This is a genomic window from Natronosalvus caseinilyticus (assembly GCF_017357105.1).
Classification (GTDB): Archaea; Halobacteriota; Halobacteria; order Halobacteriales; family Natrialbaceae; genus Natronosalvus; species Natronosalvus caseinilyticus.
Window position 1 is genome coordinate 1,351,687 of sequence record NZ_CP071596.1, and the last position, 21,120, is coordinate 1,372,806.

At 54.3% G+C, this 21,120-nt stretch carries 20 protein-coding genes and 1 pseudogene; 15 read left to right on the plus strand and 6 right to left on the minus strand.

The features are described 5' to 3' along the window. Window positions 1-123 precede the first annotated feature (123 nt). From J1N60_RS06515 to J1N60_RS06540, 6 genes are all read left to right on the plus strand, one after another. On the plus strand, window positions 124-894 hold the full coding sequence (locus tag J1N60_RS06515) for an IclR family transcriptional regulator (RefSeq protein ID WP_312911672.1): 771 nt from the start codon (window positions 124-126) through the stop codon (window positions 892-894). Between the two features lie 225 nt (window positions 895-1,119). Then, entirely contained in the window at window positions 1,120-2,283 is a 1,164-nt protein-coding gene (locus J1N60_RS06520; RefSeq protein ID WP_312911674.1) for an acyl-CoA dehydrogenase family protein, read from the plus strand. A gap of 8 nt (window positions 2,284-2,291) precedes the next feature. After that, a complete protein-coding gene (locus J1N60_RS06525; RefSeq protein WP_312911676.1) occupies window positions 2,292-3,524 on the plus strand; it encodes a CaiB/BaiF CoA transferase family protein in 1,233 nt (410 codons plus the stop codon). 86 nt (window positions 3,525-3,610) lie between these two features. Continuing rightward, window positions 3,611-4,777: a thiolase domain-containing protein gene (locus J1N60_RS06530; RefSeq protein ID WP_312912546.1), complete on the plus strand. Its 1,167-nt coding sequence runs from the start codon at window positions 3,611-3,613 to the stop codon at window positions 4,775-4,777. Next, complete coding sequence (locus J1N60_RS06535) at window positions 4,774-5,163, plus strand: Zn-ribbon domain-containing OB-fold protein (RefSeq protein ID WP_312911678.1); 390 nt, start codon at window positions 4,774-4,776, stop codon at window positions 5,161-5,163. Before J1N60_RS06530 ends, J1N60_RS06535 begins: the two co-directional genes overlap by 4 nt. A 137-nt stretch (window positions 5,164-5,300) precedes the next feature. Continuing rightward, window positions 5,301-6,686 carry an MmgE/PrpD family protein gene (locus tag J1N60_RS06540; protein WP_312911679.1) on the plus strand — a complete coding sequence of 462 codons (1,386 nt, stop codon included), beginning with the start codon at window positions 5,301-5,303 and terminating at the stop codon, window positions 6,684-6,686. Between the two features lie 7 nt (window positions 6,687-6,693). On the opposite strand, the gene J1N60_RS06545 is transcribed toward J1N60_RS06540, so the two are convergent. Beyond that, complete coding sequence (locus tag J1N60_RS06545) at window positions 6,694-7,626, minus strand: isocitrate lyase/PEP mutase family protein (protein ID WP_312911681.1); 933 nt, start codon at window positions 7,624-7,626, stop codon at window positions 6,694-6,696. 185 nt (window positions 7,627-7,811) lie between these two features. Between J1N60_RS06545 and J1N60_RS06550 the strand changes: the two genes are divergently transcribed. The 3 genes from J1N60_RS06550 (at window position 7,812) to J1N60_RS06560 (ending at window position 10,937) form a co-directional block, all read left to right on the plus strand. Then, window positions 7,812-8,885 (plus strand): Bug family tripartite tricarboxylate transporter substrate binding protein, encoded by a 1,074-nt coding sequence (locus J1N60_RS06550; protein WP_312911683.1) that lies wholly within the window; start codon window positions 7,812-7,814, stop codon window positions 8,883-8,885. Window positions 8,886-8,916: 31 nt separating this feature from the next. Further along, window positions 8,917-9,456, plus strand: a complete 540-nt coding sequence (locus tag J1N60_RS06555; RefSeq protein ID WP_312911685.1) for a tripartite tricarboxylate transporter TctB family protein — start codon at window positions 8,917-8,919, stop codon at window positions 9,454-9,456. A gap of 65 nt (window positions 9,457-9,521) precedes the next feature. Beyond that, the gene (locus J1N60_RS06560) at window positions 9,522-10,937 is read left to right on the plus strand and encodes a tripartite tricarboxylate transporter permease (protein ID WP_312911687.1); all 1,416 of its coding nucleotides are present in this window, start codon (window positions 9,522-9,524) and stop codon (window positions 10,935-10,937) included. A 131-nt stretch (window positions 10,938-11,068) separates the two neighbouring features. On the opposite strand, the gene J1N60_RS06565 is transcribed toward J1N60_RS06560, so the two are convergent. From J1N60_RS06565 to J1N60_RS06575, 3 genes are all read right to left on the minus strand, one after another. Beyond that, window positions 11,069-11,500 carry a universal stress protein gene (locus J1N60_RS06565; RefSeq protein WP_312911689.1) on the minus strand — a complete coding sequence of 144 codons (432 nt, stop codon included), beginning with the start codon at window positions 11,498-11,500 and terminating at the stop codon, window positions 11,069-11,071. A gap of 116 nt (window positions 11,501-11,616) precedes the next feature. Then, window positions 11,617-12,153 (minus strand): redoxin domain-containing protein, encoded by a 537-nt coding sequence (locus tag J1N60_RS06570; protein ID WP_312911691.1) that lies wholly within the window; start codon window positions 12,151-12,153, stop codon window positions 11,617-11,619. A gap of 49 nt (window positions 12,154-12,202) precedes the next feature. After that, a complete protein-coding gene (locus J1N60_RS06575; RefSeq protein WP_312911693.1) occupies window positions 12,203-12,586 on the minus strand; it encodes a hypothetical protein in 384 nt (127 codons plus the stop codon). A 1,347-nt stretch (window positions 12,587-13,933) separates the two neighbouring features. Here J1N60_RS06575 and J1N60_RS06580 point away from each other — a divergent pair. The 3 genes and pseudogenes from J1N60_RS06580 to J1N60_RS06590 form a co-directional block, all read left to right on the plus strand. Next, window positions 13,934-14,490, plus strand: a pseudogene (locus J1N60_RS06580) (transposase domain-containing protein); the annotation flags it as partial. 620 nt (window positions 14,491-15,110) lie between these two features. Then, window positions 15,111-15,878 (plus strand): IclR family transcriptional regulator, encoded by a 768-nt coding sequence (locus J1N60_RS06585; RefSeq protein WP_312911695.1) that lies wholly within the window; start codon window positions 15,111-15,113, stop codon window positions 15,876-15,878. A 234-nt stretch (window positions 15,879-16,112) separates the two neighbouring features. Beyond that, window positions 16,113-16,478 (plus strand): VOC family protein, encoded by a 366-nt coding sequence (locus J1N60_RS06590; protein ID WP_312911697.1) that lies wholly within the window; start codon window positions 16,113-16,115, stop codon window positions 16,476-16,478. Between the two features lie 98 nt (window positions 16,479-16,576). Here the strand turns inward: J1N60_RS06590 and J1N60_RS06595 are convergent, their stop codons facing one another. Continuing rightward, on the minus strand, window positions 16,577-17,545 hold the full coding sequence (locus J1N60_RS06595) for an NAD(P)-dependent oxidoreductase (protein ID WP_312911699.1): 969 nt from the start codon (window positions 17,543-17,545) through the stop codon (window positions 16,577-16,579). A 52-nt stretch (window positions 17,546-17,597) separates the two neighbouring features. Beyond that, window positions 17,598-18,374 (minus strand): HpcH/HpaI aldolase family protein, encoded by a 777-nt coding sequence (locus J1N60_RS06600; protein WP_312911701.1) that lies wholly within the window; start codon window positions 18,372-18,374, stop codon window positions 17,598-17,600. A gap of 100 nt (window positions 18,375-18,474) precedes the next feature. Here J1N60_RS06600 and J1N60_RS06605 point away from each other — a divergent pair, with 100 nt between their 5' ends. The 3 genes from J1N60_RS06605 (at window position 18,475) to J1N60_RS06615 (ending at window position 21,118) form a co-directional block, all read left to right on the plus strand. Next, complete coding sequence (locus J1N60_RS06605) at window positions 18,475-19,032, plus strand: HD domain-containing protein (RefSeq protein WP_312911703.1); 558 nt, start codon at window positions 18,475-18,477, stop codon at window positions 19,030-19,032. A 144-nt stretch (window positions 19,033-19,176) separates the two neighbouring features. Further along, window positions 19,177-20,250 (plus strand): ABC transporter substrate-binding protein, encoded by a 1,074-nt coding sequence (locus tag J1N60_RS06610; protein WP_312911705.1) that lies wholly within the window; start codon window positions 19,177-19,179, stop codon window positions 20,248-20,250. Window positions 20,251-20,494: 244 nt separating this feature from the next. Beyond that, on the plus strand, window positions 20,495-21,118 hold the full coding sequence (locus J1N60_RS06615) for an ABC transporter permease (protein WP_312911706.1): 624 nt from the start codon (window positions 20,495-20,497) through the stop codon (window positions 21,116-21,118). Window positions 21,119-21,120: the final 2 nt, after the last annotated feature.

The window sequence follows — 21,120 nt, forward strand, 5'->3', positions numbered from 1 at the left end:
GCGGGAGAGATCGAATTTCCCGCCTTCACTCCCGAACTAGATGATTTGGTTTCAGGTCAAATATAGAGCCGATAGGCGCGATAGTAAGAGATATGTGATGCTGGCGCGTGAATAGAGCTATCAATGGCGTCCAATACGGGGGAACGACGCGGGATCAAAGCCACCAAGACGACGTTCGATATCATCGAAACGATCCATGAGCGGGGACACATTCGTCTGGTCGAGCTCGCAAACGAAGTCGGTATCGCCAATAGCACGGCGTTCGACCATCTCGCCACGCTCAAGGAACTCGGATACGTTGTCGAGGACGACGATGGATTCCGACTGGGACTAAAACTTCTCGACCACGGAATGCAGGCGAAGTATCACTACCGCGAGTTGCACGAAGCCGCCAAACCCGTCCTTGAGCAGCTGGTCAACGAGACCGACGAAGCCGTTAATTTAGTCGTGGAGGAACACGACTACGCCGTGTACATCGCGCGTCTTACCGGTGATCGGGGCGTCCCGACAAACTCATGGGTCGGAAAGCGGAAACAGATCCATACGCTTTCGGCGGGAAAGGCAATTCTCGCCCACCTTCCCGACGAACGGGTTGACGACCTGACGAGGCGAACCGGTTTGGTGGGGGTAACGGACGACACCATCACCGCTCAGGACGAACTCAAAGATGAACTTGCAGACATTCGTCAGCGCGGGGTTGCGTTCAACAACCGTGAGTCACACGAAAGCATTCGGGCCGTCGGTGCCCCCATCATCCTGAATGATACCGTTCACGGAGCCGTTTCGGTCGCTGGTCCCGCCAGACGATTGACCGGTGAGTATTTCAGAACCGAGATCCCCGACCTCTTGCTCGGGGCAGTCAACGAAATCGAACTCAAACTCGCTTACCAGTAAGCGCTTTGCGGTGGAATCCTCCATGTCTCGTGTAGAATTGTTCGTTATATTTATTATTAAAATTCCAAGGTGTTTCGCGTCTCGGTCTGAACACTAATCCTTCTGTTCTCAGTGCGGGTGTACGCTCAGTATTCTGCCTCAAAAGTTGCGCCGCCTGCTGGAGTCAAACCGCAACATTTGGTCGATACAAAGAGTTATATCATCGGTGTCGATATACTTCGTGTGATGCTCGACTTCGTAGAGTTAGAGGCAGGTCTGAATAGTGAAGAGCGTCTCATTCGCGATACTGCCCGTGAGTTCGTCGAGAAGGAAGTTGCGCCTGATATCGGCGACCACTTCGAGAACGGGACCTTCCCCACCGAGTTGATCCCTGAGATGGGTGAGATGGGCTTTTACGCGCCGAACCTCGAGGGGTACGGCTCTCCGAACGTCTCCGAAACGGCCTACGGGCTGTTGATGCAGGAACTCGAGGCCTGTGACTCTGGCCTGCGGTCGATGGCCTCGGTTCAGGGCGCCCTGGTCATGTATCCTATCCACGCCTACGGGAGCGAGGCCCAGAAGGAAGCGTGGCTCCCCAAACTCGGGGCGGGCGAGGCCGTCGGCTGTTTCGGCCTCACGGAGCCCGAACACGGCTCAAATCCGTCGGGGATGGAGACCCGCGCCGAGAAGGATGCCGACGGCTACGTGCTCAACGGCTCGAAGACTTGGATCACGAACTCCCCTATCGCCGACGTGGCGGTCGTCTGGGCGAAGGATCGATCGAGCGACAATACGGTTCGTGGATTCCTAGTCGAGACCGATCGCGACGGGGTGTCAACCAACAAGATCACCGAGAAGCTCTCGCTTCGGGCGTCGATCACGGGCGAAATCGGCCTGAACGATGTACGCGTGCCCGAGGAGAACGTCCTTCCGGGGGTCGAAGGGATGAAAGGGCCGCTGTCGTGTCTGACTCAGGCCCGGTACGGTATCGCCTGGGGCGCGGTCGGCGCAGCACGAGACTGTTTCGAGACCGCACGCCAGTATGCCACCGACCGCGAGCAATTCGGAGGGCCGATCGGTCGCTTCCAGCTTCAGCAGGACAAGCTAGCGGAGATGGCGACCCAGATAACGCTAGCGCAGTTGCTGGCTCACCGCCTCGCCGAACTCAAAGAACGCGGCGACTTGCGCCCGCAGCACGTCTCGATGGCCAAACGCAACAACGTCCGGATGGCTCGCGAGCAGTCTCGCGTGGCTCGCGAAATGCTCGGGGGCAACGGCATCACGACAGACTACTCGCCGATGCGCCACCTCGCGAACATGGAAACGGTCTACACCTACGAGGGAACCCACGATATCCACACGCTCGTGCTGGGCCACGATCTGACCGGAATTCCCGCCTACGACCAGTAAGCATACACATGGTTGGAGAAGCACGCGATCCAGATACGGAGACCGGTCCGCTTGAGGGCGTTACCGTCGTCGACGCCTCACAGGTGCTCGTCGGCCCGTTCTGTACGATGCAGTTGGGAGATCTCGGCGCGGACGTGATCAAGGTCGAACGACCCGAGGTAGGCGACCAGACCCGAGGTTGGTATCCCCCGACGTTCAACAAGGATGAAAAATCCCTCAGCGCCTACTACGCGAGCGTCAACCGTAACAAGCGATCAGTTACGGTAAATCTCAAGGACGAACGAGGGCGTGGGATCCTTCGCGATCTCGTGCGTGAGGCGGACGTGTTCGTGGAAAACTTTCGAGTCGGAACGACGGAGAAATGGGGCTTAGGATACGAAGATCTAGCCGCAGAGAATCCCGATCTCGTCTACTGTTCGCTTTCGGGATACGGCGAATGGGGGCCTCACGCCGAACGACCGGCCTACGATTTAATCATGCAGGCTGAAAGCGGGCTGATGAGCATCACAGGAGAGGCCGACGGGAATCCCGTCCGAGTCGGTGTTGCCATTGCTGACATCGGGGCAGGGATGTACGCCACTCAGGCAATCTTGGCCGCCCTCTTCCGACGGGAGTTCGCTGACGCGGGCGGCCAGAAAATCGACGTCAGTCTGTTCGACGGCCAGCTCGCTTGGATGTCCTATATGGCCAGCTACTACTTTGCGACAGGAGAGTCACCGGAGAAGATGGGATCGAGGCATCCGACTATCGTACCGTACCAGGCGTTTTCAACTCAAGATGGCCACGTCGTTGTAGCTGCTGCCTCCGAAAAAATTTGGCAAAACCTGTGTAACGCTCTCGAACGGCCCGACTTACTCGATGACGAACGGTTCAGCCGAAACGCTGATCGAGTCGACAACCGCGAGGCACTCGAAGCGATTCTTGCGGCTGAAATCGAGCCATACGACACAGAGGACATCGTCGCAGTACTTGAAGCAGCGGATGTACCGGCGTCACCAGTCTACGACATTGCGGACGCGTTCGGGCATCCGCAAGCGAAAGCCCGTGGGATGAAAGCAACCGTCGACCATCCGCGCGCTGGGGCCGTCGAAATGCCGTCGAGTCCAATGCACCTTTCGGCAACACCGACCACCGTCCGTCGACACCCACCGGATTTAGGCGAACACACCGCATCCGTCCTCTCGGAGCTAGGGTACGACGACGAAACGATACGCAAATTTGACAACAATGATGTTATCTAGTTTGATGGTTGGTTGGTTGCGAAATTCGCCACCTGACCTCGTCTCGGCTCAAGGACACGCGCTCGGCCGCTTTGACGAGGGATGCCATGTCTAAAACGCACGTGGCTGGGATTGGACTCACACCTTTCGGGGCCCACGAAGGGCGCTCCGGACGAGATCTATTCGCGGAGGCTGGGTTGGCTGCGCTCAATGATGCCAATGTACATCCTAATGCAGTCGAGGAGGTCTATTACGGCAATTTCATCGGTGAACTCGCTGAAGGGCAGGGTCACCAGGGGCCGCTGATGGCCGACGCGATTGGCGTGACTGCACCGACAAGACGACTTGAGGGCGCGTGTGCATCGAGCGGCTTAGCTGTTCGCGACGCCGTTCGAGCGATCGAATCCGGCCAGACGGATGTCGCTATCGTCGGCGGGATGGAACGGCTGACCAACATGAGTACGACGGCAGTTACCAGCGGGTTAGCGACAGCCGCTGATGCGGCGTACGAAGGCCGAGCAGGTATCACGTTCCCAGGCGCGTATGCGTTGATGGCGAACGCCTACTTCAATCAATATGGTGGATCGAGAACCGATCTCGCCCATATCGCGGTCAAGAATCATGCGAATGCGACCACGAACCCACACGCCCACTTTCCACGTTCGATCACCATCGACGAGGCTCTCAATGCACCAATGGTTGCCTCACCACTCGGACTGTATGACGCGTGTCCGATCAGCGATGGGGCTGCTGCCCTCGTTTTGACCAGCGAACGGTACGCTGAATCTCGAAGCCTCGAGACTCCAGTCGCGATCACCGGGTCCGGTGCCGGATCTGACCGACTTGCACTCCAGGATCGGTCCTCAATAACGTACACGCCGGCAACCGAAGAAGCAGCAACCGACGCGTACGACGCCGCCGGAATTGACCCGAAAGACATCGACTTCGCGGAAGTCCACGACTGCTTTACCATCGCGGAGGTACTGGCTCTCGAATCGCTGGGGCTCGCCGAACGCGGTAACGGTATTCGACATGCTCGAGACGGCGTGACAACCCCAGACGGGCGAATCCCGGTTAATCTATCCGGCGGGCTGAAAGCAAAAGGTCATCCAGTCGGTGCAACGGGCGCTGCACAAGTCGCCGCGGTCACCGGGTTGCTATCGGGGTCACATCCCAACGCGTCGAAAGTACCAGACGCCACAGTCGGCATAGCTCACAACGCAGGCGGAACGGTCGCAAGCGCTACTGTCCACGTATTGGAGGTGATCAAATGAGTGCCGGAGGCAACGAGGATGTCCCGGAGTACAATGACTTTCTTGAGGCGGTCGATGCGGGTGACCCCTTCGCACTCGTCTGCCCAAACGATCATCACTGGATCCCCCCGCGGCGTGTCTGTCCGTCCTGCGGGTCGACGGAGCTCCGTCGTGAATCCGTACCGACCACCGGTTCCGTCGTGACGTACACTCGAATCGAGGTTCCGCCATCTGAGTTTGTCGATGATGTCCCGTATACGACTGGTATTGCCTCGTTCGGGCCTGTCTCGATCACTGGTTTGTTACGAGGGGTCGATCCCGCTAATCTCGAGATAGGACAAACTGTGACGCTCTTACTCGAGCACACAGCTGCTGATGAGGAAGTCGTTACGTTTCGGCCGAAGTGATCAGATCGCGAGCGATACGATTGCGCCTGTTCGAGTGGACATCGGTTTTGCGACTTCAGTCCGGCAATCTACGCTACCCATGCGGTGTCAGACCGAAAACAAATACGTATTAGTTAATCGAGCCGTTTATGCAGATCATGACCCCCGAGCGGGACCTCTGTACGTACTGTGCCGAACTCGAGTACACGCAACTTCCAGACGATGTGCAGAATTTGGCCGGTCAGTTTGTCCTGGATACCCTTGGAATCGCGATCCGAGCGGCCGACAAAGATTCGAGCCGAGCCCTGACAGCTGGCGCAGACGACGTTCTAACCGGAACCCCGGAGTGTACCGTCTGGGCCACTGGCGACCGAGAGTCAGCCACGTACGCGGCGTTTGTGAACGCCTCGTTCGTTCACACGCTCGAACTCGACGACACCCATCGGGAAGCAGTGATTCATCCAGGAGCGCCTATCGTTCCGACTGCGTTCGCGATCGGCGAGCGCGAGGGAGCCACCGGCCACGACCTGCTCACAGCCGTCGTCGCTGGCTACGAGGTCGCTTGCCGACTGGGGATGGCTCTCAATAATCATCGCGTTCATCTCGAACGCGGATTTCATGGCACAGCGACGTGTGGCGTGTTCGGTGCGGCCGTCGCCGGGGGGTTACTCGCTGGTTTTGACGCGGACGAACTCGAGAACCTCCTCGGAATCACGCTCAGCCAGGCATCGGGTTCGCTGCAGTACAAAGCCAACGGCGCCTGGACCAAGCGGATTCATCCAGGACTGGCCGCACGAGACGCCGTACTCGCCGTGGCACTCGCAAAACAGGGGTTCAGAGGAGCGGCGGAACCGATTACCGGACGGCACGGCTTCCTCGAGATGTTCGGCGTTGATCCGGACGTAGAGCGGCTAACCGAAGGACTGGGCGACGACCACGAAATCCAGCGTACGGGGATCAAGCCGTATGCGTGCTGTCGGTACAACCACCCGGCGATTGACGCGACGCTCGAGGTGGTCATAGAACACGACATTGATCCGGAGGAGATTACGAATATTATGCTCGAAACGTTCGAAAGTGCATACGAACTGAGCCAGCCGGTGGAACGAAAAATACGCCCGGAGAACGTGGTCGATGCTCAGTTCAGTCCGCAGTACGCAGTCGCCGTCGCCGCAATCGACCGACAGGCGCTCGCATCGCAGTACACGCGTGAACGCCTCAATGATTCGGAGCTACGTTCGCTGTTAGAGCGGGTCACTGTTCGCGAAGCCGAATCGATGACCGAACACTTCCCGTCAGCCTGGCCAGCCCGGGTATCGGTTGAAACTAATCGCGGAACCTATACGGCCAGAGTCGATGGCCCCAGTGGCGAACCGGAAGCGCGCCTGACCGAGACTGAAATGATCGAGAAGTTCCGATCCTTGACTGAACCACGAACCACAGCGACTGGGCAAGATGCCGTTGTTGAGGCGGTCCTTTCCCTCGAGTCACGCGACATCCGCGACGTGGCATCGACGATTGCGGGGGCGATCGATTCAAACTAACGCGGGGTCAATCCGTTATCGACTCGCCAAGTGTATCTTCGTATTTCTCCTGTTCCGTTTCGGGGAGGAATTGTTCCTCCCACTCGACGATCTGGGGGAACCCAGAAAACTCGTGAAGACCGCCGATCGGTAATTCATCCATCTCCTTGTAGACCTCGCCGACGGCATCAGTCCCCTCCGATTTCACCTTTACCGCTGCCTCGTACATCGAAATGATCGCCGTACGCGTACAGATTCCTGGATAGAGAAGAATGTCAAAGCCAGCTGACTCGAGTTCGTCTGCGTCCATCAGCGGCGAGATACCCGTACAGTTGTACAGGAGCGGGCCATCAACGCCAGCGCCGACCTCCTCAACTTCGTCTGTGGTGGTCGGCCCCTCCACGAATGCGACGTCGGCGCCAGCGTCCAGAAACGCGTTCGCTCTGCTGATTGCCTTCTTGACGGTCCCGTCGACGGCACCGAGCGCGTCGGTTCGAGCGATGATGACGAAGTCCTCGTCCCGTTCATCGCGAACGCTGGCGGCGGCTTCGACTTTTCCGACGGCTTCCTCCCTGCCGATCACCTGTCGCCCCTCGACGTGACCGCATCGTTTCGGAAACGTCTGGTCTTCAATCTGAATGCCGCCGAGGCCAGCGTTGATGTACTCCCTGACGGTCCGGATCGTATTGACCGCATTTCCGAAGCCGTTGTCCGCATCAGCGATCAGCGGCACATCGATCGTTTCCTGGATATTTCTGGCATTACGGACCATCTCGGTCATCGTGATTAGTCCCGAATCGGGGTAACCAGTCGTCGACAGTGAGGTCCCGTAACCGGTCATGTAGGCCGCGTCGAACCCGACCTTGTCGATCACCCGTGCTGTCAACGGGTCGTGGGAGCCAGGACAGACGAGAATTTCGTCCTGTTCGAGTCGCTCTTTCAACTGCGTGCTGTAACGCATACTGAGGAACGATCCGTGTGCGTGGGGATAACAGTTGTGAAAACGGCACTACTCTTGATGTATGACTGTTGATAATTGTCCGAGGCTATGATGTGAAAAACGGTTGTAGCGACATGTGGCAACAATTGCCTAGAGGGACTTTTTAATGATAGTCCTCGACAATCATCCGCCGGAGCCTAACAGCCATGGATACGAATAGAAGAGAATTCGCGAAGAAGCTGGCGCTCGGCGGTGCGGGAATGTCACTGCTCGCAGGATGTCTCACCGACGATGGGGAAGGAAATGGGAACGGAAACGGTAACGGAGGTAATGGAAACGGCAACGGAGGTAACGGGAACGGAAACGGAGGTAACGGGAACGGAAACGGTGGTGACGACTTCCCGGATGAAACGATCACACTCGTCGTGCCTGGAAGTGCTGGCGGAGGGACCGACACCTACTCTCGCGAACTCGGCCCGGCCCTAGGTGATGCACTCGGGGTTCCCGTCCAGATCGATAACCGGCCCGGTGGCAACCAGCTCATCGGCCCCGGTCACGTTGCGAATCAGGAAGCTGACGGCTACACAATCGCCGTCGTTAATCTCCCTGCCGTGCCCGCTGGCTGGCTAATCGAAGAGCCCGATTTCGACCTTCGGTCGTTTGAAGGTCTCGGTGGGTTCGCCGGTGAAGGCGCCGTCATGGTCGTCAACAACGACTACGCAGATTGGGAGCCCGAAGAAGTCCTCGAGGCCTATCGAACCGGTGAGTTCTCGAATATCGGTGTCGTCCACCTGGGCAGTTTCCACATGATGGGCGCCGTACTCGAATCGGAGGATTACTTCGACGTCTCCTTCGAGTGGGTCGGCTACCCGGACGCGGCCGAACACAATCGTGCGGTCGCTTCTGGTGAAATTCCGGCAGCGTTCTCTTCAGAAGCAGGAGCGAGTCAGCTTGTCAATGAGGGCGAGGTAACCCCGATGTTCACGACGAACGAGACGGACCTTTACGATGTCCCTACTATCGAAGATATGGGTTACCCGCCGGCGGACTTCATCTCCCAGAGCCGGGGTTTCACCGTACTCGAGGACGTTCCGGACAACCGAAAGGACATCCTTGCCGACGGAATGGAAGAAGCGGTGACCAGTGATAGCGTTCAGGACTGGGCGGAATCGACCGGCCAGAACGTCTTCTACACCCCGCGCGAGGAGTTCGACGAGAACTTCCACCGGATCATTGACGAACTGCCGGATCTCATCGACCTCGATCAGTTCTCGGGATAAAAAACGAATAATAGCAGCAGGCCACTAACCAATGAAATCATCTCTAAATCGACTACGGGTAATCGACGGCGAGACAGTGTTCACGGGGATTCTCCTCGTTATTGCAGTGTACATGTTCGTCGAAGCTGCGACGTTTTCCTCTCGGGCAGCGACGTTTCCCCGAGCGATATCGGGGGCTGCAATAGTTGGGTGCGTACTGCTGCTGATTTCACCGTTTCTTCCCGGCCCGATTCGATCGTTCGTCGAAGAGGACGCACGAATCGTTAAACAGGACGATGCCACAGCTAAAGCGGACGAGACGCCAGCCGACAGTGATCCTGAAGAGTCCGAGCTCAAACCGATCAATAGCGCCTATACAGCGCTGATGATCGGGGGATACGTGATCGTTGCGTATCTCGCCGGGTTCTTTGTCGCAACACCGCTGTTCGTCCTCGCGTACATATTTGTGTTCGACATTAATCGTCTGTACGGTTCGATGATCCTTATCGCGAGCGTTCTCGTGATAGCTGGACTCGAAAGAGCACTTAATGCACCGTTGGACGAGGGACTCATCTTCACGGTGGGATTCTAATGTACGACGCATTCCTCGAGGCGCTCTGGTACGTCCTCTCCGTCGAGACGTTACTGTGGATCCTGATGGGATTCTGTTTCGGCGTCATCCTCGGTGCAATTCCGGGCGTCGGAACAGCCGTCGGCATGGCACTCGTCTTGCCGCTCACAATCTTCGTTGATGGAACGACTGCCGTAATCCTCTTGACCTGTATCTACATGGGTGGGATGTACGGCGGGAGTATCTCCGCAATCCTGCTCAACGTTCCGGGGACAGCAGGTTCGGCAGCGACGACGTTCGACGGGTACCCAATGTCCCGAAAAGGACAGGCGGTCACCGCACTTTCGATTTCGGCTGCCTCGTCCGCAATTGGTGGACTGATCTCCGTGATCATCCTGTTTTTGATCACCCCATTTATTATCGAACTAGTCCTGTTGTTCAATTCACCAGACCTCTTCCTTGTCGCCTTGCTCGGGTTAGCGATGATTACCGTTGTCTCACGAGGTTCAATGGTGAAAGGGTTGACCATTGGTATGTTCGGCCTGCTGTTTTCGACCGTTGGTGTTTCACCAACTGCTCCTGACGTCCGGTATAACTTCGACAGCGTCCTGTTGTACGACGGTCTAAACATCGTCGCCGCATTACTCGGTCTGTTTGCGATCAGCGAGATGATCAAACTCGCCGCGGAACGAGGCGGAATCGCCAAATCCGACACCGAACTATCTGGGAGCGTCGCCGAAGGCATTGCCTTCACCATCTACCACCCGTGGTACGTGATCAAATCAAGTTTGATCGGCACGATCATTGGAGCGCTCCCAGGAGCCGGTTCGTCGATGGCGAACTTCGTTGCCTACAGCGAGGCGATGCGTTCGTCGGGCATGGCTGATTCGTTCGGAAAGGGCGACAAACGCGGTGTTCTCGCGTCAGAGGCCTCGAATAACTCAGCCGTGGGTGGTGCACTCATCCCAACACTTTCGTTCGGTATTCCCGGAAGCGCGTCAACGGCCATCCTCCTCGGCGGGTTCCTCATGCACGGTCTGAACCCCGGCCCCTCGCTGTTCGGGTCGAATCTCAATATTACCTTCAGTATCTACCTGGCCGTCGCGATTGGTGTTATCGTACTAATCCCGCTTCTCGGATTACTCGTAATCACCCAACTCGGTCACTTGACGAAGGTCAACACCGATTACATCATCCCGATTATCGTCGTTCTCTCGATGGCGGGAATCTACACGTCCAACATCAGCTGGATTGATGTACTCACCGTCTTTCTCCTCGGAATTGGGGGCTATTACATGCGAAAGTATGACTTCTCCATCGTCGCCTTCTTGCTCGGAGCAATCCTGGGCCGAATGGCCGAAGAGAACCTCTTTCGCTCTCTGCAGATTTCAGGGGGATCGTACGAAATCTTCGTCGAAAGCCCACTCTCAATCGCGATCATCGTCATCACGTTGCTCATCGTCCTCTCACCACAGCTGCAAAAAATACGCGGGTTGGCGTGAGGAGTCCTTAAACAACGATTCGTCACGGTTCTTTCTACTATCTCGCTTTCAAAAACGAGTGCTCATTCCAAGAATCGCTTTCGAACCCTCAACACTACAAAAGCCAGAGTTTCTGACGGCACGGTTGTCGGCTAGTTATCCACGATAGAGACGACAGCACAGGAAGCGTTGAGCAGAATCGACTGAGCGGTGCTTCCAAAGACCGCTTTACCGGCAGGTGATCGACTTCGCGGCCCGACGACGATGTACCGTACATCGTGCGTGTTTGCGTATTCCACGACCTCGCTTGGAGCATCACCGACGAGGCCGACGGGCGTGTATTCCCCGATAGTATCGACGTCCTCGGCGATTGACTCTGCGTGTTCGGTCGCGATTTCTCGAATTTCGGCCATATCGATTGGCTTTCCAGTCTCCTCGGCGTGATCTTGTTGCCGAGAGACGAACTCTGATTGCCTCATCACGTGAACAACGTGAAGTGGTTGATCAAATGCCTGGGCGAGTGCCGCCGCTTCCTTGACGACTCTTCGAGCGTGTGCTGATTGATCTACTGCTGCGACGATCATAACACACCTATTCTCACCAACCCATATGGGTGTTGCTCTTGAACGATGTTTTGACGGCGATCGGTCTCGAACTCTCCATGAGTAGCTGTCTCGGCTTCACGATCTGAGAAACCGGACTACGCCTCTACTGCCTTTACTTGGTCGAGAACGTGGTCAATCAGCTCACCGAAGTCCGGGTTCTCGTCTGCCCGGACCCACTTGTGAGCGACTGTCCTGTCGCTCTCGATGACGAAAACACTTCGTCGAGCACTTTCGATGGAACCGTACAGATCCGATCTCACGACGTCGTATTGTCGAATCACGTCGTGGTTCCAGTCAGACAGCATTGGAAAGTTTAGCCCTTCCTGTTCGATCCAGACATTCAATGCAAACGGTAGATCGACACTGATCCCGTATACCTGCGCATTAAGATCGTTGAATGCGTGTATCGAATCCCGAAACGCGCACATTTCGTCCGTACAACCGCTCGTAAATGCTGCAGGAAAGAACGCAAGTACGAGCGGTCCGTCTCCAAGTGCGTCGGAGAGGATGAACTCGGAGATGTCGTTATACGCGCTTCCACCAGCTTTTGGAATCGTGAAATCTGGGGCGATTTCCCCAACAGAAACCATACCTGTATCTTCAAGTCCAGCTACATTAGATGTCACGGTCACGGCACTCTTTCTCCAAAGATGTCAGTGGTCTGGCGAGGTCCCCCTGCGATTATTCCGGGCCGAGGGAATCGTTGACGAGTTGCCGAAATGCTTCGGAATCGATGTCGTAGACGCTAAATCCTCCGTCGTCTCGATACCGTTCGACTGTCTCAACAGGTTCGCCATCAATTCGTATCTCCCAGTCGTTTCCTGCCTGTGGGTCGAGAACCCGAAGCTGTATGGAAACGCCGTGTTCTTTCTCGAGTGCACGGATCACTTTCGGTGTGTAAGTGCCGTCGGAAAATTGCGGCGGTCTATACGGTCGCATGCCGTGTGCGTTGAATACCTCGATATTATTGCGCCACCACGGTTCGAACTTCGTGAGATCGGCATCCGTGTATGGATCCTCCTCGTCATATCCTGGAGGGGCATCTGCACTTCGGTCTGTAGCCATAACCACGACTATGGGTTCTCGAGGTATATATTTCCGGGAGTTGTAAGTTCGAGCTCTTGCTCGTGGAATGCGACTGAATGATAATTGTCTCCGACGCTGGGGGTGACGGAAGATGATGGGATCTGGTCGGATGACTAGGCATTGTATGGTTAGCACCATTTATGAACGTTGATAGATTGGTAATCAAAAGTCCACTATATGGCATAATAGTGTGGTGTTTAATCAATATAGGTCGTGCTCAGTCAACTTTCTCTCTGTGTTGTGAAAGCGATCAATAGGCAATTGAGGGTCGAAATTGCTTTCCGATCAGTTTCCAGATGATAGGCCCTAAATTACCAAAACCATAACAGAAAATTGCAGCCATCGACAGGAAACGTGCTGGCTGAGGATTTGTGTTTCTTAGTTGAGCTAGGTAGGAATGCGTAGCTGGATCGGTGCCTAGTCATCCAAAGCCAGCGACACTGAGAATAAGCTTTGACTTGATGACTATTGTAGTATTTGAACAAGACCAAAATAAATTCACACTGACAATAATCTCATTGATAGCGACTCGCGACGACATTACCTCCCTCAGAACACGTTTGTTCCGATGGGCTGCACAGGAACAACGCCCCCGTGGATATCGCCGTGCATTTCCACTTACTGCTCACGTCGGTCTGGGCGTTCCTGGTGGGGCTTACACTGTGGATTCCGACCCATTTCTGAGAGTGGATCGTCGCTGCTGTTCATGCCGCTGGCGGTCTACGCCGGGTCCGGGTGCTCGACGCCCACGACGACGTCTCGCTGACGCTCGCGAATCTCCTGCTGCTCGTTGGACTGGGATACTCTCCCTCGAGCTGGTCGAGAACTGACCCGGTTGCGCCCAATTCTCGTGCGCGTACGAACCACTGGTCTAACGCTTCTTCATCAGGGAGGCCTGTCTGGTACTCCGTGTCAAGGACGTCCTCACCAACGTACCACTCAATAACACCGAGACGCTCGGCTTCCTCGATAATACGGCAGGTCGTCCAAAACTCTCTCCACCTCGGTTTGGGATGAGAGTGGAATTCCCGCCGGAGTGTTGACAGTCGGTCGTGGTCACTGTGTTGACCCATGCTACCAGGTTTGGTCGACACCATTTAATCATTTCTTACGTTAATTTGACGAAGTTGTGCTATATTTTACGAGATAGGAGGTTCTATCGTTTGATCGTCCGAAGTGAAGTCAATACACGATATCACAGAACTTAAGACTGTCAGTTGATTTGTTGAGTACTGTTCAGAGTAGAGACCGAAGGAGCGAGGCAGGGAACTCATGGTGTCAGAACCCACCGTCCTCAGCGGTCCCAGAACATAAGTTCAGTTTGGGTTTGTAGAGCGGGAGGCGACATCGTGTGAGCTGATGCGCCTTAGCATCTACCTCTATTTCCGTATTATCACCTTCAAGTACTGTCTATATATTCGAGATATTCGATGTCGATCGGGCTCGATCCACCGTTCACAACTGGGTACTGGAGCAGATTTACAGCCACGGAAGGCAAGTCCCGGATCACGTCGCCGTTGACAAGACGGTGATCCAAGTCACCAACCAGCGCTACTGACTGTACTCCGTTGTCGATCCACAAACAAACGAATTCCTGTAAATCCAGCTGTTTCCGACGCGAATACCGCTGCCACCTCAAGTTTTCTTCCCGTACTTCCGAGATACGCGATGTCTCCGATGCCGTGTTTTTCGTCGATACAGCATCGTGGCTACAGGCTGTACTCCACTGTGACGACCTCCAATTTCGACACGAGCACCACGGAAACTGGCACGCCGTCGAAGGTGTCTTTCAAGAAGTAAAACGATGAACCTCCTCGTTCAGAAACTGTTTCAGAAACGCCGATTCAACAACCACCGAAACATGGCACCAAAGCTTCGCATAGTGCTGGAACCAGCTAATCTAATCAGTGTCTATCATGACTCCCCCAACCTTTCCGTCTGAGGTAATGATGCAAAATGTATGCGGACAGGTGCGTACCAGGAGCAGAATACAATTCATTTCACGTGAGCACTACGCTGTAACGTTTCGGCAACGGTGACAGCCGAGTTCGCCACCCACTTGCCAGGAATCGATTGTATCCTGTTTTTCCTCAGAGAAACACTATTGGGGATCGTAGTCGTGATGGTCCAGATGAGCGTGGATGATAGTTCTTAGTGTACTCATTTCCACGTAACGGGGTAGCTTTCGAACTCTCCTTCTTGTCGTTATCCCGTCTTCACTTGAATGCTCTCAACGATCTTTCGCCGTCGTACAGATTCTATCGGACAATAGCATTACACACATAATGTTGTAACAGTTGATGATTACGTCTTGTATGTAACTGGTCGAACGGAGGGAAACGGTTTCTACTGGTAAACGTGACTGGCAACTTGAACTAAAAATGGTCCGAATTTGAGTGCGGAGTCTATAATGAAAGAACGTGCCCTATTTCTATCGGACACATATTCTCGAAATCTTTTCCAAATAGAAACTATTACGGTGATTGTATCCGTGTGAATTCACATGGCCAAAGATAACACGGGGACTCCAACGATCAAAGCCGTAGAGACGTCACATGCGGTTATCAAGGTGCTACAGGAACTTGGACAGGCAACGGTCACTGAAGTCTCGACCCATACAGATGTTTCAAAGGGAGGAGTATTCAAGCATCTGAAGACCCTTCAGGAAAGCGGATTCGTTGTTCGTGAGGATAACGAATACCGTCTCGGTTTGCGGTTTCTAGATATCGGTGGACAACTCCGATATACCCATCCGGGTTCTCAGATCATCAAGGACAAGATGCAAGAACTGGCCGAGGAAACTAACGAAACAAGCATCTATACCGTACTGGATGATACACGGACGACTACATTGTTTCGCGAGACGGGGAGCAGAGGGGTCTCTACACGGACACGTATCGGAAAGCGACTCTACCCACACGAAACCGCTGCCGGAAAAACAATACTCTCTCAACTTTCGGAGGAAGAAGTTGAGCGGATCATCGATGACGTTGGGCTACCCGCAGTTACCAAGAACACGATTACTGACAGAGCAGAATTCCTCGACGAGTTACACGTCGTTCGCGAACAGGGATATGCGTTCAACCTCGGCGAGAGCGTCGAGGGACTGATCGCGATGGCTGTTCCTCTTGTTCCCGATGGTGAAGTCCTTGGCGCCTGTTCTGTAACGGGCCCCTATCACCGTATGAAGGGTGACCCGGTCAACGAAGACATCTCTGAAACGTTATTGAGCTTCGTGAATGAACTGGAACTGAATATCGCCCACTCGTAGTCACTGAGAGTACTTCCCTCTCAATCAATTTATGGGCGATCGATAGATTTTGGCAGAGATGCCTCAGTGTTGTTCGATCGCATCCTGATCGGTAAATTCTCAACACTCTCGCTTTCTCAATGTTGGTTCTTACTGGCATAATCGATACGGTGGTCAGGAGTGACCGGGGAATTGTGGCACGTATTGGCTCATACGAAAGATATATGGCCATCAATTGAGAACGAGGAAATTGAAATGGACGGTACAATCGACCATATCGAGATAGAGGCTAGCAACGCGGACGAGATGGCAGAGTTCCTGCAAAACCTCGGATTCGAAATTCACCGCGAAACCGAACATCACGGAAAATCGTACGAACTCAAGCCACCGAACTCGGAACAGCCACTGTTCGAAATTCACACTGTTGAGGGTGAGGAAACGCCAGGAATTAACCACATCGCCTTCACTTCGGACGATGTCGAAGCACTGGCGGAGGACCTTCGTGAGAAGGGTGTCGACCAGGTCAGAGATCCGTATTACGTCGAAGCAACTGGACGCACAATTCTGAATTTCCGTGACCCTGACGGTCGACGGTTCCAAGTGGTATCTTCCGACGATTAATATCTCAGTCACACGGCAGCTGTGACACGGCGACCAACAATCGGCCTGTCATGGGAATCAGTGGAACCAGCAGTTACCTGCTCTGGCCTTCCACATTGTCATCGAACCTCCGGAGCAACTGCAAGAAACTCGTTGTCTACCGATCCGTTATCCAGAAGTATCAGCGTATTTCGTGCAAGTGTAGTGATGCCACGTTCTCGGTACTCTTCCGTCATCGCGGCGACGTGTGGTGTCGTAATGACGTTATCCAGTTCGTGAAGCTTCGAGTCAGCTGGTAGTGGTTCTGTCTCAAATACGTCGAGGCCTGCGCCAGCGACCTTTCCAGACTGGAGGGCATCGATCAATGCGTCAGTGTCGACGAGAGGCCCCCGTGCAGTATTTACGAGCAGAACGCGATCTCTCATCGCATTGAAAGCCGCCTCGTCGAACGTTCCACGTGTCTCCTCGGTGAGTGCGGCGTTCACACAAATCATCTGACTCTCCTCAAGCAGGCGCTCGATGGAGACTATGTCCGTGTCGGTGAGTTCCGATTCGACCTCGTGGACGTACGGATCGTGGGCAAGCGTCTGCACGTTAAATCCCGTAAGCAGTTTGGCAACCCGGCGTCCGATATTCCCATAGCCAAAAATACCGATTGTTTTCCCCGAGAGGAGTGTCCCTTGTGGAGCGGTATCACGCCAATTACCATCGCTCAGGAGTTCCTGAGTTTCACCTACTCGACGTGCAATGCCAAGCAACAGCGTGACGGTGTGCTCAGCAACGGATAGTGCGTTCATCCCTGGTGTGTGAGTAACTGTGACGTCGTGGTCACGAGCAGCATCGAGATCGACATTGTCGATGCCTGTGCCGAGTTTCGCAATCACTTCGAGCTCTGTGTCGGCCAGTACCCGTTCTGTCACAGAAAGTCGGGACGTAGTAAACAGGACTTCCTTGCCGCTGAGTGCATCGATAAGTGATGATTCGGTGTCTGGTTCGTCAAATTCGAGGTCGATAGCTGGTGTGACGGCGTCGCGGAGTATTTCTGCCGGTTGGATATCAGGGTCTACCAACGCATTCCAAGTCCCCATGCCTAACTCTCCATACCCGGGCTAAGTATAGATTTCCATTGTTGGCCAAACCTCACGAGCGAATACGGTTTAGACGGTCGCGAACGACTTCCTGAACGGCACCGAATTCACTAGTAATTCGTACAATTTGATACCCATCGTCAATTGCTTTGGTGGCTTCATCCGGATCACTCTTGATGCATCCAACGGGAATTCCCGCTGCGTTACACTTTTCTCTCACCTCCTGAACGCGGCGATGGACTTCCGGGTGATTCTTGTCGGACGGATAGCCCATCTGTACCGAGAGATCGGAAGGTCCGATAAATGCAAACCCGAGATCTGGAACCGAAAGAATCTCCTCAATATTGTCAGTAGCAGTCGCTTTTTCGATCATAACGCCGATACACACCTGTTCGTCCTCAGTCTTCAGGTATCGGTCGACGTTTCGCCAGGTGTTCGTACGTGCCGTAGAGTTTCCTCGTTCACCTGGTTCTTCTTGATATACATACCGTGACGCCTCGACGGCGGTTCGAGCCTCTTCTGCAGTATCGACACGAGGTATGAGGATGTTCCTTACGCCGGTATCCAGTACTTTCCGAATCATTGCCGGGTCGCTCTCTGGAACTCGCACGAGCAACTCCGTACCACCGAGTTCGGCCGCGCGGGTGAGGTTCTCTATGACGTGGCTATCCCAAGGGCTCGGACCGTGGTGTTCGAAATCTAACCAGACGAAATCGATACCAAGCTCTCCGTAGAGTTCTACCAGACTGGGAGCGAATGTATCGGCACTCGTCCCGAATACGACATCGCCGTTCTCTATACTACTCCGGAAGGAATTTGACTGATCCATCGGTATTTGAGTGTTTTTTCTGGACTGCAATATGCGTTTGGGAAGCCACAACATAGTTTCCACGAACACAGTTTTACGCTTCGGCGATACAGCGTTTTACATGGACTACGGATCGATAGTTCGTCGGCAGTTCACCGAACTTCAGGAAGTCACAGACGAGTCGCTACGGAACCAAATCGTGAAGGTCTGGACGAAGGCACTCAGAGAGAGTTCGTTTGAGAGTCCGGATGACCTTCCATGGTGGCCACCACGCCAGAACAATATTGGCCAAGACGAAACCACCACTTCACATGTTCACGACGTAACAAGGTGTGCAATAGCGATTGCAGATGCTCTTGCTACACACAGCGACGTTGACGTAGATAGAAATCTTGTCATCGCAGGCTCCCTTTTGCACGATGTGAGCAAAGTATACGAAGTAACGCAAGATGGGACAACACTTCTTCAGGAACTCGTCCCCCATCCGCACTATAGCATCCATCTACTCGCGAGCGCTGGTTGTTCATTACATCTTCAACATATCGTCCTCTCTCATAGCAATTCGTCGTCAGTCGAACCGAAGACACTCGAGGCGAAGATCGTGCAAGCAGCAGACGAACTCGTCGTTGAGGGTGCGTACGCGCAAGGAGCTGGATTACTTGTTGATCCCAGCGCGTGATGTCTCAGTATAATCTCCCGCGGCACCCTATTTTATTCCCGGGCCAGTAATTGTACCGCATCCGCATTCTCCGACAAATGATTTATAGCTAACAGTAACCAGTACTCTTATTACGCATAAATATAGACATTGTATCGCAATACCATGGAAGAGCATGATTATTCGCAGGGACAGCTGTACCGTTCACTCGACAGGAGACAGGTTCTCTCTGGTGGGGCCGCCCTCCTCGCGGGTGGGGTAGCCGGGTGTCTCGGTATGGGCGACAATGGGGAAGACGACGGTTCAGGGGACCTTACCAATATTCATATGCTGAATCTGGAAGGTTCGATGTTTGTCCCAGTGTTCTTCTACGGCCGTGAACAGGACCTCTGGGCGAGCCGTGGTATCGATCTCTCTATTGAGGTTGCCGGGTTTGGGAAGTTCTCACGGACATTCTCCGAAGGATTAGCCACTGGTCTCTCCCCGCTTTCGTCGCTGCCGCTTGCCGGTAACCTCGCCGGCGATACGGGTGTGAAATGCTTCGGCCAGACTATGAATTTCATCAACCAATGTTTTGTACAGAACGATTCCGATATCGAAGAACCCGGCGACCTCGAAGGGATGACCGTTGGGGTTCCAGGGCGGGGCTCCTCCACAACTCGATACTACATCGCTCAGTGGGCGGAATTGTATGACTTCGACCTGATGAACGATCCCACAGAAATCGTCGATTCGCCGACGTCGACGTTGTACAACTTCCTCGAGGGGAACGAAGAAATCGATGCGGGTATCCTTTTTACGGGAGATACAATCAAAGCACTCGCAAACGACGACCTGCGTTCGATCTACAATCCCGTTCCTGCGTGGGAAGAACAACACGGTTATCCACCATCCGTCACAATGTTCGGCGTATTCGATGACTTCCTGAACGAGAATCCATCTGTCGTAATGGATTTCTGGGATGGCTGGACGGAAGCAGTAGAGCTATTCCGTGATGAATTCGACCAGGCGATGAACCAGTACGGTGCTGTTGGTGGTATCGATCTGTCCTCGGAAGGAGAAGTCGATGAAGTTCGTCAACTGGTAAATGAGGGGCAGCTCTTCCCGACCGACTGGGACGAAGAGTGGATTCAAATGAACGTAGACCTGTTCAAACTCGTTGAACAATATGGTGGTCTCGATGCGGCCCCGGACACCGACAGTTTCTTGACACACGAAGAGATTCAGGATATGTCATGAACGAATACCTGCCAACCGTTCCGATCCCACAGACATGGTGTTAAATGATCGCTCGCAAAAACGAGCATGGGTTACCAGCCTGTACCAATCGAGACTAATCCAGCCAAACCTGATCGCAATCGCGCTATTTCTCGGACTGTGGCAATTGGTTTCGCAGTCGTACGACTCGACTGTTTTTCCGGGCTTGGGTCTACTGGCTGAGAATATATGGCTGGTCGTAACCAGTGGTGACCAGTTTGAATTCATGGCGAATATTCAGCCCTCACTCGTCCGAATCGGCATCGGTTTCGGACTGTCCATGATTATTGGCGTGATCATCGGTACGAGCATGGGTATCTATCCGGTATTCGAGGACTATCTCACGGCGCCGGTTATGGCGATAATGACGTTTCCGGCCGTTGTGTGGGCCTTTCTCGGGGTTCTCTGGTTCGGAATTACCGACTACGTGGTGTCGGTGTTCGTGATAACACTCGCCGTTGCCCCTTACGTTACCGTAAACGTCTGGAAGGGGGCTGAATCCGTCGACCACGATCTCGTGGAGATGGCAGCTACATTTGACGCATCTCGCATAAATCAATGGAGACACATACATATCCCACACCTGCAGCCGTTTATTTTCTCCTCGGCGCGTCTAGCCTTCGCGCTGTCCTGGAAAATCTCGCTGATCGCGGAAGTATTTGGCGCGACGTCGGGTGTTGGGTACGTTGTCGATTACTACTTCCAGACGCTCCGTGCAGACATGATCATTGCCTGGGCGTTGCCGGTCATGGTCGTGATGTTCGCGATAGAGCGGCTATTCAAGAGACTGGAAGATCGATCGTTCGAATGGCGTCCGGAACTCGAGGAGAGCGCTGGACAGAGGCGATAACA

Excerpts from the sequence above, each read along its gene's own strand:
- J1N60_RS06590 (WP_312911697.1), top strand. The coding sequence starts at position 16,113 with ATGGACGGTACAATCGACCATATCGAGATAGAGGCTAGCAACGCGGAC.
- J1N60_RS06550 (WP_312911683.1), top strand. The coding sequence starts at position 7,812 with ATGGATACGAATAGAAGAGAATTCGCGAAGAAGCTGGCGCTCGGCGGT.
- J1N60_RS06520 (WP_312911674.1), top strand. The coding sequence starts at position 1,120 with ATGCTCGACTTCGTAGAGTTAGAGGCAGGTCTGAATAGTGAAGAGCGT.
- J1N60_RS06535 (WP_312911678.1), top strand. The coding sequence starts at position 4,774 with ATGAGTGCCGGAGGCAACGAGGATGTCCCGGAGTACAATGACTTTCTT.
- J1N60_RS06545 (WP_312911681.1), bottom strand. The coding sequence starts at position 7,626 with ATGCGTTACAGCACGCAGTTGAAAGAGCGACTCGAACAGGACGAAATT.
- J1N60_RS06525 (WP_312911676.1), top strand. The coding sequence starts at position 2,292 with ATGGTTGGAGAAGCACGCGATCCAGATACGGAGACCGGTCCGCTTGAG.
- J1N60_RS06540 (WP_312911679.1), top strand. The coding sequence starts at position 5,301 with ATGACCCCCGAGCGGGACCTCTGTACGTACTGTGCCGAACTCGAGTAC.
- J1N60_RS06560 (WP_312911687.1), top strand. The coding sequence starts at position 9,522 with ATGGGATTCTGTTTCGGCGTCATCCTCGGTGCAATTCCGGGCGTCGGA.
- J1N60_RS06515 (WP_312911672.1), top strand. The coding sequence starts at position 124 with ATGGCGTCCAATACGGGGGAACGACGCGGGATCAAAGCCACCAAGACG.
- J1N60_RS06575 (WP_312911693.1), bottom strand. The coding sequence starts at position 12,586 with ATGGCTACAGACCGAAGTGCAGATGCCCCTCCAGGATATGACGAGGAG.
- J1N60_RS06600 (WP_312911701.1), bottom strand. The coding sequence starts at position 18,374 with ATGGATCAGTCAAATTCCTTCCGGAGTAGTATAGAGAACGGCGATGTC.
- J1N60_RS06610 (WP_312911705.1), top strand. The coding sequence starts at position 19,177 with ATGGAAGAGCATGATTATTCGCAGGGACAGCTGTACCGTTCACTCGAC.
- J1N60_RS06615 (WP_312911706.1), top strand. The coding sequence starts at position 20,495 with ATGGCGAATATTCAGCCCTCACTCGTCCGAATCGGCATCGGTTTCGGA.
- J1N60_RS06555 (WP_312911685.1), top strand. The coding sequence starts at position 8,917 with ATGAAATCATCTCTAAATCGACTACGGGTAATCGACGGCGAGACAGTG.
- J1N60_RS06605 (WP_312911703.1), top strand. The coding sequence starts at position 18,475 with ATGGACTACGGATCGATAGTTCGTCGGCAGTTCACCGAACTTCAGGAA.
- J1N60_RS06585 (WP_312911695.1), top strand. The coding sequence starts at position 15,111 with ATGGCCAAAGATAACACGGGGACTCCAACGATCAAAGCCGTAGAGACG.
- J1N60_RS06595 (WP_312911699.1), bottom strand. The coding sequence starts at position 17,545 with ATGGGGACTTGGAATGCGTTGGTAGACCCTGATATCCAACCGGCAGAA.
- J1N60_RS06530 (WP_312912546.1), top strand. The coding sequence starts at position 3,611 with ATGTCTAAAACGCACGTGGCTGGGATTGGACTCACACCTTTCGGGGCC.
- J1N60_RS06565 (WP_312911689.1), bottom strand. The coding sequence starts at position 11,500 with ATGATCGTCGCAGCAGTAGATCAATCAGCACACGCTCGAAGAGTCGTC.